Here is a 14,916-nt window from a genome sequence, read left to right as displayed (position 1 = left end):
TCCGGGCCACCGCCGTTCGGGTCAGCTCAGGTGGTTCGCGAGCAGCGCGCGGGTGTCCGGAACGAACGGCCAGTCCGGATCGGCGAGGTGTGCCCGCAGTTCCGCCTCGGTCCACCACCAGCCGTCGGAGATCTCGGTGGCCTGGTGGGTGATCGGACCGTCGTGACGGCCCTCGAACGCGAACAGATGGCAGCGCAGGGGCCGGCCCGCCCACTCGCCGTCCCAGGAGATGCGCGAGATCGGCGTCAGCGTGATGCCGGTAACGCCGAGTTCCTCCGCGAGTTCGCGGACCGCGGTCTGTTCCGGGCTCTCGCCGGGGTCCACGACGCCGCCTGCGATGCAGTCGTGCATGCCGGCGAACACCGCCTTGTCGGGGGACCGGCGGTGCACGTAGATCCGCTGCCCGTCCAGCGAGCGCAGCAGCACGCCGGAGCTGGCGTGCCACAGCCCCTCCTCGTAGACCCGCGACCGCGGTGCGGTGCCCGTCTCGTGTCCCTCTGCGTCGTAGACGGTGACGACCTCGTCCCGTGCTGGCGCGGCGTTGCCGGGCTGCTGATCCATTAACCCATGGTGTCACGAGGGCAAGGCGGCCTGCGACGGCCATTGCGCCCCTCAGGGTGGGTCAGTGTGCCCGGACCGGCCCGTCACCCGGCGCGTTCGACGCTCTGAAGTCCTTCGGGCCGCGCCGACATGCCGGTCGGTCGGGGAAGCCGTTGTGGGCACGTCGGTGGTGTTGCCTTGACGAGGTCTCGGGCATGTCTGGCATTCAGGATGGGAACCTCCGCGTCCTCGGCCGCGGCGAGAAGGTCGGCGTCGGTGGGCGAGCACCTCCCGTCCAGTACGTCGTCAGTCGCGATCGCGTACGAGGTGTCGCTGTCTACCGTGTCGACCGTCTCGTAGCCCTGGGCGGCGGCCCAGGACCAGATGTCACTCATGGTGCTCGAATGGCCGATGAACAGCAGTCGGATGCGGGAATCTTGAGCTTCCATGACTCGTCCTCTCAGTCTCCGCTGCCGACGGTACGTCACCGGACGGCGGATACCCGGGACCAAAGGTTGGTAAACCGACGGCCGCGCCGCGCCCCGGCAGAGACCGGTGGCCGCTTCGTTGACCGATGGGGCGCTCCAGATTGCCTGCACCGCTGTTCGACGGTCGGGTTTGGTCACAGTGCAACCTGGGTATGCCGACAGCGGAAGGTATGTCATCGGATCGTGTACCGCGATGCCGCTGTTCGATTCCGCTGGTCGGGGAGATGTTGCATGTGAACGCTGTCTGTCTCGACAAGTGCAACGGCTCGGTGCCGCCACCGGTCCCGCCCACACCACCGCCACCGCCGCCGTTCCCGCCCGAGCCCAGTCCGGCTCCGGAACCGCCTTCCCCGCAGCCGCCGTTCCCGCCGGAACCGGGGCCCGCGCCGGATCGGCCGCCGCCTCAACTGGCGGAGAGGTGCGTGCTCGGGGTGCCTGGCGGTTGAACGGCCCCGCTCTCGGCGGCCGCGGTGACGGCAGCGGGCAGAAGGACGGCGGGCGCCGGGCACACGCAGAGGTGGGGCAACGTGTGGCCGACGTCCTCGTCAGGTTTGAAAGGCCCTCGTGCGGAGCATCCTTGGAAGAGGGGTGCAGAGGCAACAGGAATGTGGTGAGTGCGATGAGAATCGTCACCGTCGTCGTCTTGGTCTGGTTGATCATCGGCGCGGTCGCGGCGGGACAGCGGGGCTACTACGGCGGCTCGCGCCCGGACTGCGCCGGCGTGGGAACCATTGCGCTGACCGTCGTGGCCGGACCCCTGAACTACCTGGGCGTCAACCCCAAGGTGACCGATTGCGCACTTCCACAACCGAGTCCGTGACGAGTGCCCAGTCTCGGGGGACATCTGATCGGGAACACCGACGACGCCGGCACCGCGCCGAATGGACGCTGCCGGACCGCGTACCGCCCGGTGATGTCGACGATCCCGAGCGGGAGTGTTTGCGCGGCTTCGTCGGGCAGCTGGCGGCCTTGTCTGGCAGCTGATTCAGGCCCACATCGCGTGTCGCGAGGGTTAGGCTGACCGAGTGCCTCTCCCGAGGCGGCTGGCCCGCTTCAACAGGTCGGCGACCAACCGCGTGGTGCTTCCGGTCGCCGGCTGGCTGCCGGGATTCGCGATCGTCCACCACCGGGGCCGCCGCAGCGGGCGTGAGTACCGGACGCCGGTCAACTGCTTCCGGTACGGCGACGGCTACCGCTTCGGGCTCACCTACGGGCGCGGCAGCGACTGGGTGCTCAACGTGCTGGCCGCGGGCCGAGCCGACATCACCACCCGCGGTCGCCCGCTGACCCTGACCGATCCGCGACGAGAGTGCGACCCGCAGGCGCGGTGGGCGCCGCGGCCGGTGCGCGTGGTGCTTCGGCGCCTCCACGCGGGCGACTACCTGCAGTGCCGTCTCGGCAGCGGAACGTGAGCGCTCGAATCCCGCGTTGACGTGCGCACGGTCCGCCACTTCGAAAGGCGTGGTCCGATGAGAATGCACGGTCGAGAGATGAGTTTCGCAGGCGTGGCCCTGGCCCTGTTCACCGCCGCAGCCGTGGTCGCCGTGCCGCCGCCTGCGGCACACGCCTTCGCCGAGGACGTCTGCTACCCGGAGGAGGGCGCGCCCGCGCAGAACTGCGGTCCGCTGCCGCCGGTGTGCCCGCTGGACGATCCCGACGCACCGCTGTGCGGCCTGCAGGCATTCGCGTTGTACGGGTACACGCTGCAGCGTCCACTCGGCGGACGCAGCCTCGTGCACACCGACTCGACGTACATCATCGCCCGGACCGTGGGCTTCTCCGAGCGCGACGCCTACTGGATCGCCGCGTACGACGAGGCGACCGACCTCGGGTCCTTTGCCCCGCGCGACGCGGACGGCCGGCTCGTCCCCGATGCCGCCGCCCTGACCACCCGGGACATCGACGGCCTGGTACGCACCCACTTCGCCACCGGCGGGTTCCTCTTCCACTTCCTGCCGACGATGCGCGGACCGTCGGACCCGCAGCCGGACGGGCTGCGGCCCGACGCCGAGGATCCCGCGCACGAGGTCATGCTCACGCACCTGCGCCGCTGGGCCATGGCCGGCCCGTCGAGCGCCGTGCCGCTGTGCACCGGCGGCTTCACCGCGCCCAGCGCGGCAGGCGACTACGCCACCGGCGCAACCTGTTACGGCGACGGGCAGCCCGCGCAGATCCACGGCGAGTACGCCGTCGAGGCCCCGCTGGCCATCCCGTTCGACAACGAGACCGGCCAGCAGGTCATCTCCGGCGACGTGCGGTCCGGGCAGTTCGACTCCTGGATCGGCGAGAACTCGTGGAACGCGCGGACCGGCATCTACCTGCACGCGCTCGGCGACCGCATCTCGCACCGGGCTTGCACCGACGCCGCCACGATCACGCCGCCGTCGCCCGAGCGGCCGGAGTTCCGCATCGACCTGAACGTGCCCACCTGCGACCAAGGCCCGCACGCGATCCGTCACGAGTACGAGACCGGCGTGGACTTCGCGGGCGTCGAGCCGGGGGACCGGACGACCGAGGCGACGCTGTCGATGGTCTACGACGAGCTGGTCGACTTCGCGCGGGCCCGCGGCACCCTCGACGAGCGTGCGACTCTTCCCGCCACCAAGGCTGAGCTCGTGACGAACGGTCTGGTGCCGGCCCTGCAGGTCAGGGGACCGGTCGAGCGGCTCACGGCGGTCACCGAGGTCGGCTGCCGAGCGGGGGCGGGGCAGTTCCCGGGCACCCCGACCTGCGGTTTCTGACGGACCGGTCCGGCCGTCTTTCGGCGTCAACTTCCTGTCAATAATGTCATAACGCAGCTTATCGGCGTTTGAGCCGAAGGCTCGGGCGCCCGCCGAGCGATCTAGAACAGGCCGCGACGGGCGGGGGCGGGCGTCGCGGCCTGCGCCGCGAAATCGGACACAAGCCCTGGTAGGAGACGTTAACCGGGGTTCCGCCGGCAAACGACTGGCAGCTGACGGGGCACACGCGGGTTGAGACCGTCAGCTCACTCAACGGCGGATCCTGATCCGTTCGTCCGCGCGGCCTGTCACCGCAGGGGGTGGCCGCGACCGAGCCTGCATGGTCGGCGCGGTCGTCCCACGGTCGGTCAATGGACCGAATGCCGAGCCCGGCCAAGTCAACCTGTCGTCTCTTCGACCTGATCACAGCGCGACTCACATCCAGATTGAGCCGAGGTATCCGCCGACGCGACGCGACGAATCAGCAACGACCACCGGGGACAAACCCGCCAGATCCCGGTAACTCTCACCGGGGACAAACGCAGCGGAGTGCGGTGTGATCACTGGGACGTCGCTCGGCGTCGAAACAGCACTATCGCAGAGGACAATCTTGAAGCGTTCACTCATCGTCGCGTTGGCCGGCGCAACCATCGCCCTCGGCACCGTGGCTTCGGCATCGGCCGCGCCCGTAAACATCGCAGATCCGGCCCTCCCTGCCCCCTTGGCCGCGCCAGGGGAAGCCGGTGCCACCGAGGCGACTGCGGTGTCGCCGATTGCCGCAGCCGCCGGCTCCGCGGACGGTTCGGTGTCCGGTTCGCTGGCGGGGTCGGTGGGTGGTTCGTTCGGAGAGCCCGTCGGGCCGGATGCGATCACGGTGTTGCAGATTCCCGCGAACGGGATTGCGGTGAGCGGACTCGTCGTTCCGTTTCCCTACAACGGAACTGTGAACGCCGAGGCCTCGGGCGTTCCCGGAGAAACGGTGTTCTCGGCGCCACTCGAGGGCTCGGTCTGCTCCTCGAGTGGTTTCGGCTTCCAGCTGGTCAGGATCGGCTACACCAACGTCGCCACGGGCAATGCGGGATCGGTGGACGTGCAGGCGTGCAACGGCCTCATGGGTGGGCCCCCGGATCGTGTCACCGCCCGCACGGGAACGGGGCCGGTGGTGTTCACCGTGTCCGTTGTCGGGCATCCCGCCCTGCCCGGGTTCGGCGGTTTCATCGCTCCCTGAGTGACCGAATGCCCGTCGGCGGCCGGCAGCGATCGCTGTCGGCCGCCGACGGTTTCCGTCTCGCCTCGTCGATCCCGGATCGCGGCCGGCAGGCAACCCTTCGGGCCGCGGCGCGGCGGCGGGGCAAAGGGAATAGCTCACGGGCCGGTCGCCTCGACGATCTAGGCTCGTGGGCATGCAGCGCATCATCGGTATCGAGGTCGAGTACGGGATTTCCTCCCCGACGGAGCCGGCAGCGAATCCAATCCTCACCTCGACGCAGGCAGTTCTGGCCTACGCAGCCGCGGCGGGCGTCCCGCGGGCCAAGCGGACCCGGTGGGACTACGAGGTGGAATCGCCGTTGCGGGACGCTCGTGGATTCGACCTCGGTCGGTTCAACGGGCCGGCGCCGGTGATCGACGCGGACGAGGTGGGCGCCGCGAACATGATCCTCACGAACGGCGCGCGGCTGTACGTCGACCACGCGCATCCCGAGTACTCCGCGCCCGAGGTGGCCGACCCGCTCGACGCGGTGATCTGGGACAAGGCGGGGGAGCGGGTGATGGAGGCCGCCGCCCGGCACGTGGCGAGCGTGCCCGGCGTGCCGCGGCTGCAGCTGTACAAGAACAACGTCGACGGCAAGGGCGCCTCGTACGGCACCCACGAGAACTACCTGATGTCGCGGGACACGCCGTTCTCGGCGGTGGTCGCGGGGCTGATGCCGTTCTTCGCCTCGCGTCAGGTGATCTGCGGGTCCGGGCGGGTCGGGATCGGCCAGTCCGGCGACACCGCCGGCTTCCAGCTCTCCCAGCGCGCCGACTACATCGAGGTCGAGGTGGGGCTGGAGACCACCCTCAAGCGCGGCATCATCAACACCCGCGACGAGCCGCACGCCGATGCCGACAAGTACCGCCGCCTGCACGTGATCATCGGCGACGCCAACCTGGCGGAGATGTCGACCTACCTCAAGGTGGGCACCACCGCGCTGGTGCTGGACCTGATCGAGGCCGGCGTCGACCTGTCGGATCTGGAGCTGGCCCGGCCGGTGACGGCGGTGCACCAGATCAGTCACGACCCCACGCTGCGGCAGGCGGTCGCGATGGCCGACGGCCGGGAGCTGACCGGTCTTGCCCTGCAACGGATCTACCACGAGCGGGTGGCCGAGTTCGCGGACCGGCGGGGCGACGACGACCCGCGGGTGGCCGACCTGCTCGACAAGTGGGCGATGGTCCTGGACCTGCTCGAACGCGACCCGATGGAGTGCGCCCACCTGCTCGACTGGCCCGCGAAGCTGCGCCTGCTCGAGGGTGCCCGGCAGCGCGACGGCCTCGGTTGGGCCGCGCCCAAGCTGCACCTGATCGACCTGCAGTACTCCGACGTCCGGCTCGACAAGGGGCTCTACAACAGGATGGTCGCGCGCGGCTCGATCGAGCGGCTGGTCACTGAGCAGCAGGTGCTCGACGCGGTCCACAACCCGCCGACCGACACCCGCGCCTACTTCCGTGGCGAGTGCCTGCGCCGGTTCGGGGCGGACATCGCGGCGGCCAGCTGGGACTCGGTGATCTTCGACCTTGGCCGTGAGTCGCTGGTGCGAATTCCCACCATGGAGCCGCTGCGGGGCAGCAAGGCTCATGTCGGCGCGCTGCTCGACGCCGCCGAGTCCGCCGCGGACCTGGTGGACCAGCTCACCACCTGAACCACGACACGGCCGGGTACCCGCATTCTGTCGGTGTCGCTCGGTAGGGTGAAAGTCCGAGCAGAGGCGCACACTGGGGTCACACGACGTCCGGCGTGGGTACGCCTGATGAATACCGAGGAGGTCGACGGCTATGGCGCAGGAGCAGACCAAACGCAGTGGCGGTGGCGACGAAGACGACGGCCCCGTCGGCGAGGGCGCCGCGGGTCAGGAACGTCGCGAGAAGCTGGCCGAGGACACCGACGACCTGCTCGACGAGATCGACGACGTGCTCGAGGAGAACGCCGAGGACTTCGTGCGCGCGTACGTGCAAAAGGGCGGGCAGTGACGGCGGATCACCCGGCGTCGCGCCCCGCACTCGGGGACGAGCGGCTGCGGTACGGCACGCAGCTGTCCTCGTTCTCCGAACATCTGCGCCTGCATGCGCCGGACCTGTTGCCGGAGAACCGGTTCGACGTCGGTCGCTCGCTCCGGACCGGGGGTGAGTCGATGAACGCCGCGGACCTCGCGCCGCACGGCACCACGATCGTGGCGGTCTCCTTCGCCGGCGGCGTGCTGCTCGCCGGTGACCGCCGCGCCACCATGGGCAACATGATCGCCAGCCGTGACGTGGAGAAGGTGTACGTCACCGACGACTACTCCGCGGCCGGCATCGCCGGCACGGCGGGAGTGGCGATCGAGCTCGTTCGGCTGTTCGCGGTCGAGCTCGAGCACTACGAGAAGATCGAAGGGGTGCCGTTGACCTTCGACGGCAAGGCCAACCGGCTGTCCTCGATGGTCCGCGGCAACCTGGGCGCGGCCATGCAGGGGCTGGCGGTGGTGCCGCTGCTGGTCGGCTACGACCTCGACGCGGCGGACCCGTCCAGGGCCGGCCGGATCGTCTCCTACGACGTGGTCGGCGGACGCTACGAGGAACGCGCCGGGTACCACGCGGTCGGTTCCGGGTCGTTGTTCGCGAAGTCGGCATTGAAGAAGACGTACGACCCGCAGGGCACGGAGGACGAGGCCCTGAGCGCGGCGATCGCCGCGCTCTACGACGCCGCGGACGACGACTCCGCGACCGGCGGACCGGACATGGTCCGGGGCATCTACCCGACCGCCGTGGTGATCACCGACGCCGGTGCCGTCGAGGTGGCCGCGGACCGGATCTCGGAACTGGCGCGCGCCGTCATCGCCGTGCGGACCCTGGAAGGTGGTGACTCGCAGTGACGATGCCGTACTACGCCTCCGCCGAGCAGATCATGCGGGATCGCTCGGAGCTGGCGCGCAAGGGAATCGCCCGTGGCCGCAGCGTGGTGGTGCTCACCTTCGCCGACGGCGTGCTGTTCGTCGCGGAGAATCCGTCGAAGGCGTTGCACAAGGTGAGCGAACTCTACGACCGCCTCGGCTTCGCCGCCGTCGGCAAGTACAACGAGTTCGAGAACCTGCGGCGGGCCGGAATCATGCACGCGGACATGCGCGGGTACTCCTACGACCGCCGCGACGTGACCGGTCGGTCGCTGGCCAACGCGTACGCCCAGACCCTCGGCACCATCTTCACCGAGCAGCCGAAGCCCTACGAGGTGGAGCTGTGTGTCGCCGAGGTCGGCGGCGCGGACCAGGGCAGCCGTGCGCAGCTGTACCGCATCACCTACGACGGCTCCATCGTCGACGAACAGCGTTTCGTGGTGATGGGCGGCGCGACGGAGCCGATCACGGCCGCGCTCAAGGACTCCTACCGGCCCGACCTCGACCTGGCCGCGGCGGTGGAGGTGGCGGTGACCGCGCTGCGGAAGGGGTCGATCGTGCCCGGCAGCGGCGACGCGGAGCCGCGGGTCATCGGTGCGGAGTCGCTCGAGGTGGCGGTGCTGGACCAGACCAGGCCGCGGCGTGCGTTCAAGCGGATCACCGGTGCCGCCCTCGACGGTCTGCTGCCCGCTGCGGCGACGCCGGATGCCGAGTCGGACTCGGACCCGTCCGCCGCGACCGGTGCGGCCGACAAGAAGGCCGACGGAGCCTGACCTGTACGACGGCGACCGCCCGTGGGTTCGCCCCGGGCGGTCGCCCTCAGGCGCGGCGCCGGTAGAGCCGCAGCGCCGCGGGCCGGCTCGTGAACCGGAACTCGCGGCCGCGGCCGATCACCTCGCCGTCGGTTGCCAGTGACACCGGTTCGCTCCGCAGCCGCACCGTCACGGCCGTGGCGTCCGTGTGTGCGTACGTCGGCGAGGCCGACAGGGTGCCGGTGAGAGTCGCCCACAGCAGCCGGGCGCGCGAGTGGCGTCGGTCCGCCCGCAGGTACCGGACGTCGAGCGTGCCCTCGTTCAGGTCCGGTCGGGACAGCGGGACCTGGTCGGACGGCGCGTACCGGCCGTTGCCCACGAACAGCATCCAGATCGACGTCGGCGTGCCGTCCACCTCCGCGGCGATCGGGCGGGCCCTGGCCAGTACCCGGCCCATCGCCGCGGCGGCCGCAGGCCACTTGCCCAGTCGCGGTTCCCAGCGCTCCCGGAGCCGGACCGCGTCGGGATACCCGCCCAGGCTCGCCGTGTTGACGAAGATCGTCGCCGGGTTTCCGTCCCGCCGCACCTCGCCAACGTCCACCCGCACCGCGGTGCCCGCCGTCACCGCGTCGCGGGTGGACTCGAGGTCTTCGACGCCGACGTCGCGGGCGAAGTGGTTGAGCGTGCCGCCGGGGAAGACCGCCAGAGCGAGGTCGTGACAGAGCGCGACGCCCACCGCCGTCACGACGGTGCCGTCGCCGCCGCACACCCCGAGCGCGCGGGGCGCCGAGCGTTCGACTGCGGCCTCGAGTTGGGCACCGACGTCGCCGTCCGGGTCGGCGCGCAGGAGGGTGGCGGCCGGGAACAGACGTCGCAACCGGTCGCTCGGGTCCTCGTCGGCGTCGCCCGAACCGGGGTTGACCAGGATCAACAGTCCGCTACCGTCGGGCAGGGCGGGGGCGGACACGACGCCGCCGAGGGTCGCGGGTTCGTCCGCGCGGACCGCCCACCAGCGCCGGGTTCCAACCGCGACCGCCGCCCCGATCGCGGCGCCGGCCAGCACGTCCGTGGGCCAGTGCACCCCGATGTGGACCCGCGAGTAGGCGACCGCGGCGCCGACCGGCGCGAGGAGCGCCGCGGCTGCCGGTGACTCCAGGGCGACCCCGGTGACGAAGGCTGCGGCCGAGGCGGCGTGTCCGGACGGGAACGACGACGAGGTGGGCGTCCGCCGAGGCCGCCGTCCCGGCGCGACGTGCTCCGGCGGTGGTCGGCGCCGCGGGAACACCGGTTTGAGCACCGCGTTGGTCAGTGCACTGGCGCCGGCGAGGGCCAGCACACCGCGTACGCCCGCGCGCCGGGTGCGGCCACCGACGGCGAATGCGGCGGTCCCGACCGCGAACCACAACAGGCCGTGGTCGGCGGCCCGGCTGGCCACACGTAGCCCGGAGTCCGTCCACGTCCTCGACTCAACGACGCTCTGCACCGGGTTCATCACGGGTCCAGGCTAGGCCACCGCGGGGCGCGGAACCGTGCTCGTACGCGCGGAACCGGCCAACGAGGCTGTGCGCGTTGTACTCTCGAAGTGTGCAGCGACGAATTATGGGCATAGAGACCGAGTTCGGTGTCACCTGCACCTTCCATGGTCACAGGAGGCTGAGCCCGGACGAGGTGGCTCGCTACCTGTTCCGTCGGGTGGTGTCCTGGGGCCGCAGCTCCAACGTGTTCCTCCGCAACGGTGCACGCCTGTACCTCGACGTGGGCTCGCATCCCGAGTACGCGACCGCCGAGTGCGACAACCTGGCGCAGTTGGTGACCCACGACCGCGCCGGTGAGCGGGTGCTCGAGGACCTGCTGATCGACGCGGAGGAGCGTCTCGCCGAGGAGGGCATCGGCGGCGACATCTACCTGTTCAAGAACAACACGGACTCCGCGGGCAACTCCTACGGCTGCCACGAGAACTTCCTGGTGGTCCGGGCGGGGGAGTTCTCCCGGATCTCGGACGTGCTGCTGCCGTTCCTGGTGACCCGGCAGCTGATCTGCGGTGCGGGCAAGGTGCTGCAGACCCCGAAGTCCGCCACCTTCTGCCTGTCCCAGCGCGCGGAGCACATCTGGGAGGGCGTCTCCTCGGCGACCACCCGGTCCCGGCCGATCATCAACACCCGCGACGAGCCGCACGCAGACGCCGAGAAGTACCGCCGCCTGCACGTGATCGTCGGCGACTCGAACATGTCCGAGACCACCACCATGCTCAAGGTCGGCTCGGCGGCGCTGGTGCTGGAGATGATCGAGGCGGGCGTCTCGTTCCGCGACTTCTCGCTCGACAACCCGATCCGGGCGATCCGCGAGGTCAGCCACGACATGACGGGCAGCCACCCGGTGCGGCTGGCCGGTGGTCGGCAGGCCACCGCGCTCGAGATCCAGCGGGAGTACCACTCGCGGGCGGTCGAGCACCTGCGCAACCGCGAGCCGGACCCGCACGTCGAGCAGGTGGTGGACCTGTGGGGCCGCACCCTCGACGCCGTCGAGGCGCAGGACTTCGCGAAGGTGGACACCGAGATCGACTGGGTGATCAAGCGCAAGCTGTTCCAGCGGTACCAGGACAAGTACAGCCTGGACCTCGCGGACCCGAAGATCGCCCAGCTGGACCTGACGTACCACGACATCAAACGCGGCCGCGGCGTCTTCGACCTGCTCCAGCGCAAGGGCCTCGCGAAGCGGGTCACCGAGGACGAGCAGATCGACGAGGCGGTCAACACCCCGCCGCAGACCACCCGCGCCAAGCTTCGGGGCGAGTTCATCTCCGCAGCCCAGGACGCTGGCCGGGACTTCACCGTCGACTGGGTGCACCTCAAGCTCAACGACCAGGCGCAGCGCACCGTGCTGTGCAAGGACCCCTTCCGGTCGGTCGACGAACGCGTCGAGCGTCTGATCGCCTCCATGTGACGTTCGAGTCGCTAGGCTGCTGACCCGTGGCGATCAGCAAAGTCGAGCGGTTGATGAATCTGGTCATCTGCCTGCTCGCGACACGGCAGTTCCTGACGGCCGAGAAGATCCGGCAGCTCGTGGCCGGGTACGACGAGGAATCGAACTACGACGCGTTCAGCAGGATGTTCGAGCGCGACAAGAACGAGTTGCGCGACCTCGGTGTGCCGCTCGAGACCGGCCAGGCCTCGCGCTTCGGCACCGTGGAGGGCTACCGGATCAACCGGGACGCCTACGAGCTGCCCGAGATCGACCTCACCAGCGAGGAGGCCGCGTCCGTCGCGATCGCGGTGCAGCTGTGGGAGTCCCCGGAACTGGTCTCCGCCGCGCAGAACGCGCTGATGAAGCTGCGGGCCGCGGGCGTCGTCGTCGACCAGGAGTCGCCCGGACCGGTGGTCACCGCGTTGCCGGCCCGTACCCGCGGCTCCGAGCCCGCGCTCGAGAAGTTGCTGGCCGCCGTCGACGCCGGCCGCGCCGTCCGGTTCGAGCACCGTCCGGCCCGCAACGAACCGTTCCGGACCCGCACCGTCGAGCCGTGGGGAGTGGTGACCCACGACGGCCGGTGGTACCTGATCGGGCATGACGTCGACCGGGGCGCGACCCGCACCTTCCGGCTCTCCCGGATCGGCGACGACGTCGTCGCGTTCGGCCCGCACAACGCGGTGCACAAGCCGGCGGGCGTCGACCTGCGGGAGATGGTCGGCCGGGTCGTCGGCGCCCGGGGCGTGACCGGCACCGCGACGGTGGCGGTGCGTGACGGACGGGCCCAGGAGCTGCGTCGGCTGGGCCGGGCGGTGGACACCCGCACGGTCGGCGACTGGTCCGGCACGGTGCTCGAGGTGCCGGTGCGGTCCTGGGACTGGGTGTCCCGGCTGATCGCCGGGTACGGGGAGGACGCGTTGGTGCTGGGGCCGCCGGACCTGCGCGAGGACGTGATGGACAAGCTGCGGGCCGCCGCGGGAAGCGGGGAGATCCGATGAGTCAGCTGTCCACCCGGCTGTCCCGGCTGCTGAACATGGTCCCGTACTTCGCCGCGAACCCGGGGATCAGTGCCGCCGAGGCCGCGGCCGAGCTCGGCGTGAGCACCACGGTGCTGATGAACGACCTGAACCAGCTGTGGATGTGCGGGCTGCCCGGGTACGGGCCCGGCGACCTGATCGACCTGTCCTTCTCCGAGGAGAGCATCCAGGTCACCTTCTCCGCGGGCATCGACCGGCCGCTGCGGCTGACCTCCACGGAGGCGACGGCGCTGCTGGTCGCGCTGCGGTCGCTGGTGGAGATGCCCGGCACGGCGGACCCGACGGCCGTGCAGAGCGCGATCGCCAAGATCGAGTCCGCGGCGGGATCCGCGGCCGGGGGCACGCACGCAGCGCCGCCGGCGGGCGACGAGGACCCGGTCGCGGCCACCGTCCGCTCCGCGGTCGGGCGAGGCCACGCGCTGGACCTGACGTACTTCTCCGCGTCCAGGGACGCGGTGACCCGGCGGGTGGTCGACCCGGTCCGGATCGTGCTGATGGACAACCACAGCTACCTGCAGGCCTGGTGCCGGCAGGCGGACGGGGTGCGGATGTTCCGATTCGACCGGATCGACGCGGCCACCGAGCTGGACGAGCCCGCCCGGCCGCCGCAGGCGGCGCTGGACGACGCGCACGCCACCGACCTGTTCCACGACGACGAGGCGCTGCCGCAGGCACGGCTGGCCATCGCGGCCGACCACGCGTGGGTGATGGACTACTACCCGATGACCGAGGTCATGGTGGCCGACGACGGTTCGATCGAGGCCTCGATGCGGTACGGATCGCTGGACTGGATGGCACGGTTGATGGCCGGGTTCGGGCCCGGGGTCCGGGTGCTGGGGCCCGCCGAATTGTCCGAATCGGTCCGTGTTCGCGCGGCGGCCGCGCTGGCCGCCTATGCTCAGGCCGCCGATCACCGATGACCGAAATACGGGCCACTGGTCCGGTAGCATCAAACACAACTGATACCTGGAGGTAAAAATGGGAGCCATGAGCCCCTGGCACTGGGCCATTGTGGCGCTAGTCGTCGTCATCCTGTTCGGCTCGAAGAAGCTTCCGGACGCGGCCCGCGGCCTCGGCCGGTCGCTGCGGATCTTCAAGAGCGAGGTCAAGGAGATGCAGAACGACGGCGCCCCGGCGGCCGCTGCACCCACCGCCCCCGCTGCGCCCGTCGCGCCCCCCGCCCAGCTGCCCGCAGCGGCAGCGGTGGTCGACCAGGCGACGCCCGCCGCGCAGATCGATCCCCGGGCTTCCTAGTCCCGATTCCGACGGTCCCGGGGCGTGATCGGCGCCCCGGGCCGACTGCTGACCAGAGCTAGGGCCAACGTTGCGCATCCCATTCGACCCGAAGCGCAGCAAGCGCAGGGTCAACCCCGACGGCAGCATGTCGCTGATCGACCACCTGTACGAGCTGCGGACCAGGCTGCTGTTCTCGATCCTCGCGATCCTGATCACCACCGCGTTCGGCTTCTTCTGGTACTCGCACCAGATTCTCGGCATCGAGAGCCTGGGTGAGCTGCTGCGGGGGCCGTACTGTTCGCTGCCCTCCGAGAGCCGTGCCGCGCTCACCGAGGACGGTGGCTGTCGACTGCTCGCAACCGGGCCGTTCGACCAGTTCATGCTCCGGTTCAAGGTGGCGTTCACCGCCGGCATCGTGTTGGCCTGCCCGGTCTGGCTCTACCAGATCTGGTCGTTCATCACGCCCGGGCTGTACTCCAAGGAACGCCGCTACGCGATCGGTTTCGTCGCGGGTGGCGCCGCACTGTTCGTCGCCGGCGCGGTCCTCGCGTACGTGGTGGTGGCGAAGGCGCTGCACTTCCTGCTCACCATCGGTGGCGACGTCCAGGTGACCGCGCTCAACGGTTCCGAGTACTTCGGCTTCGTGGTCAACCTGCTGATCATCTTCGGCGTCAGCTTCGAGATCCCGCTGCTGATCGTCGCGCTCAACGCCGTCGGTGTGCTCACCTACGAACGGCTCAAGGCGTGGCGGCGCGGCCTGATCATGGCGTTGTTCGTCTTCGCCGCGATCGCGACACCCGGCCAGGATCCGTTCTCGATGCTGGCGCTGGCGTTCGCACTGACCATCCTGTTCGAGCTCGCGGTGCAGATCGCGCGCCTGCACGACAAGCACAAGGCGAAGCGTCAGGCCGCCGACGGTTGGGGCGACCTCGACGACGAGGAGGCCTCCTCGATCGGCGAGACCTCGTCGGTGGACACGCCGTCCCCGGTCAAGGACTTCTCCGACACCCTCTAGGGGGATCGTGCCGGGCGTCTGTCACATGTCGGTT

16 protein-coding genes are annotated in these 14,916 nt (G+C 70.2%); 13 read left to right on the top strand and 3 right to left on the bottom strand.

Going from position 1 to position 14,916, the window contains the following annotated elements; translation table 11 throughout:
• Positions 1-21: 21 nt before the first annotated feature.
• Together ACFO6S_RS12590 and ACFO6S_RS12585 are read right to left on the bottom strand one after the other, a co-directional pair.
• Positions 22-561, bottom strand: a complete 540-nt coding sequence (locus ACFO6S_RS12590) for an NUDIX hydrolase (RefSeq protein WP_378417406.1) — start codon at positions 559-561, stop codon at positions 22-24.
• Between the two features lie 83 nt (positions 562-644).
• Positions 645-1,166, bottom strand: a complete 522-nt coding sequence (locus ACFO6S_RS12585) for a hypothetical protein (RefSeq protein ID WP_378417404.1) — start codon at positions 1,164-1,166, stop codon at positions 645-647.
• Positions 1,167-1,647: 481 nt separating this feature from the next.
• On the opposite strand from ACFO6S_RS12585, the gene ACFO6S_RS12580 reads away from it, so the two are divergent.
• From ACFO6S_RS12580 to prcA, 8 genes are all read left to right on the top strand, one after another.
• Positions 1,648-1,848: a hypothetical protein gene (locus tag ACFO6S_RS12580; RefSeq protein ID WP_378417403.1), complete on the top strand. Its 201-nt coding sequence runs from the start codon at positions 1,648-1,650 to the stop codon at positions 1,846-1,848.
• A gap of 205 nt (positions 1,849-2,053) precedes the next feature.
• Entirely contained in the window at positions 2,054-2,440 is a 387-nt protein-coding gene (locus tag ACFO6S_RS12575; protein ID WP_378417401.1) for a nitroreductase family deazaflavin-dependent oxidoreductase, read from the top strand.
• A 78-nt stretch (positions 2,441-2,518) separates the two neighbouring features.
• Positions 2,519-3,769: a hypothetical protein gene (locus tag ACFO6S_RS12570; RefSeq protein ID WP_378417399.1), complete on the top strand. Its 1,251-nt coding sequence runs from the start codon at positions 2,519-2,521 to the stop codon at positions 3,767-3,769.
• A 589-nt stretch (positions 3,770-4,358) separates the two neighbouring features.
• Positions 4,359-4,976, top strand: coding sequence for a hypothetical protein (locus ACFO6S_RS12565; RefSeq protein WP_378417397.1), 618 nt, complete (start codon positions 4,359-4,361; stop codon positions 4,974-4,976).
• A gap of 175 nt (positions 4,977-5,151) precedes the next feature.
• The gene (dop, locus tag ACFO6S_RS12560) at positions 5,152-6,651 is read left to right on the top strand and encodes a depupylase/deamidase Dop (RefSeq protein WP_378417395.1); all 1,500 of its coding nucleotides are present in this window, start codon (positions 5,152-5,154) and stop codon (positions 6,649-6,651) included.
• A gap of 133 nt (positions 6,652-6,784) precedes the next feature.
• Positions 6,785-6,979 (top strand): ubiquitin-like protein Pup, encoded by a 195-nt coding sequence (locus ACFO6S_RS12555; RefSeq protein ID WP_378417393.1) that lies wholly within the window; start codon positions 6,785-6,787, stop codon positions 6,977-6,979.
• Positions 6,976-7,860 (top strand): proteasome subunit beta, encoded by an 885-nt coding sequence (prcB, locus tag ACFO6S_RS12550; RefSeq protein WP_378417391.1) that lies wholly within the window; start codon positions 6,976-6,978, stop codon positions 7,858-7,860. The genes ACFO6S_RS12555 and prcB overlap by 4 nt, the downstream gene beginning before the upstream one ends.
• Positions 7,857-8,651 (top strand): proteasome subunit alpha, encoded by a 795-nt coding sequence (prcA, locus tag ACFO6S_RS12545; RefSeq protein WP_378417389.1) that lies wholly within the window; start codon positions 7,857-7,859, stop codon positions 8,649-8,651. Before prcB ends, prcA begins: the two co-directional genes overlap by 4 nt.
• A gap of 46 nt (positions 8,652-8,697) precedes the next feature.
• Here the strand turns inward: prcA and ACFO6S_RS12540 are convergent, their stop codons facing one another.
• Positions 8,698-10,122: a bifunctional phosphatase PAP2/diacylglycerol kinase family protein gene (locus ACFO6S_RS12540; protein WP_378417677.1), complete on the bottom strand. Its 1,425-nt coding sequence runs from the start codon at positions 10,120-10,122 to the stop codon at positions 8,698-8,700.
• A 92-nt stretch (positions 10,123-10,214) separates the two neighbouring features.
• Here ACFO6S_RS12540 and pafA point away from each other — a divergent pair, with 92 nt between their 5' ends.
• From pafA to tatC, 5 genes are all read left to right on the top strand, one after another.
• Positions 10,215-11,573, top strand: a complete 1,359-nt coding sequence (gene pafA / locus ACFO6S_RS12535; RefSeq protein WP_378417387.1) for a Pup--protein ligase — start codon at positions 10,215-10,217, stop codon at positions 11,571-11,573.
• 26 nt (positions 11,574-11,599) lie between these two features.
• Positions 11,600-12,592, top strand: a complete 993-nt coding sequence (locus ACFO6S_RS12530) for a helix-turn-helix transcriptional regulator (RefSeq protein WP_378417385.1) — start codon at positions 11,600-11,602, stop codon at positions 12,590-12,592.
• Entirely contained in the window at positions 12,589-13,551 is a 963-nt protein-coding gene (locus ACFO6S_RS12525; RefSeq protein ID WP_378417383.1) for a helix-turn-helix transcriptional regulator, read from the top strand. The genes ACFO6S_RS12530 and ACFO6S_RS12525 overlap by 4 nt, the downstream gene beginning before the upstream one ends.
• 58 nt (positions 13,552-13,609) lie before the next feature.
• Positions 13,610-13,885 (top strand): Sec-independent protein translocase subunit TatA, encoded by a 276-nt coding sequence (gene tatA / locus ACFO6S_RS12520; RefSeq protein ID WP_378417381.1) that lies wholly within the window; start codon positions 13,610-13,612, stop codon positions 13,883-13,885.
• Positions 13,886-13,955: 70 nt separating this feature from the next.
• A complete protein-coding gene (gene tatC / locus ACFO6S_RS12515; RefSeq protein WP_378417379.1) occupies positions 13,956-14,882 on the top strand; it encodes a twin-arginine translocase subunit TatC in 927 nt (308 codons plus the stop codon).
• Positions 14,883-14,916: the final 34 nt, after the last annotated feature.

The organism is Rhodococcus kronopolitis, from assembly GCF_042654025.1.
Lineage (GTDB): Bacteria > Actinomycetota > Actinomycetes > Mycobacteriales > Mycobacteriaceae > Rhodococcus_G > Rhodococcus_G kronopolitis.
This window is presented reverse-complemented; position numbering and strand designations above follow the sequence as displayed.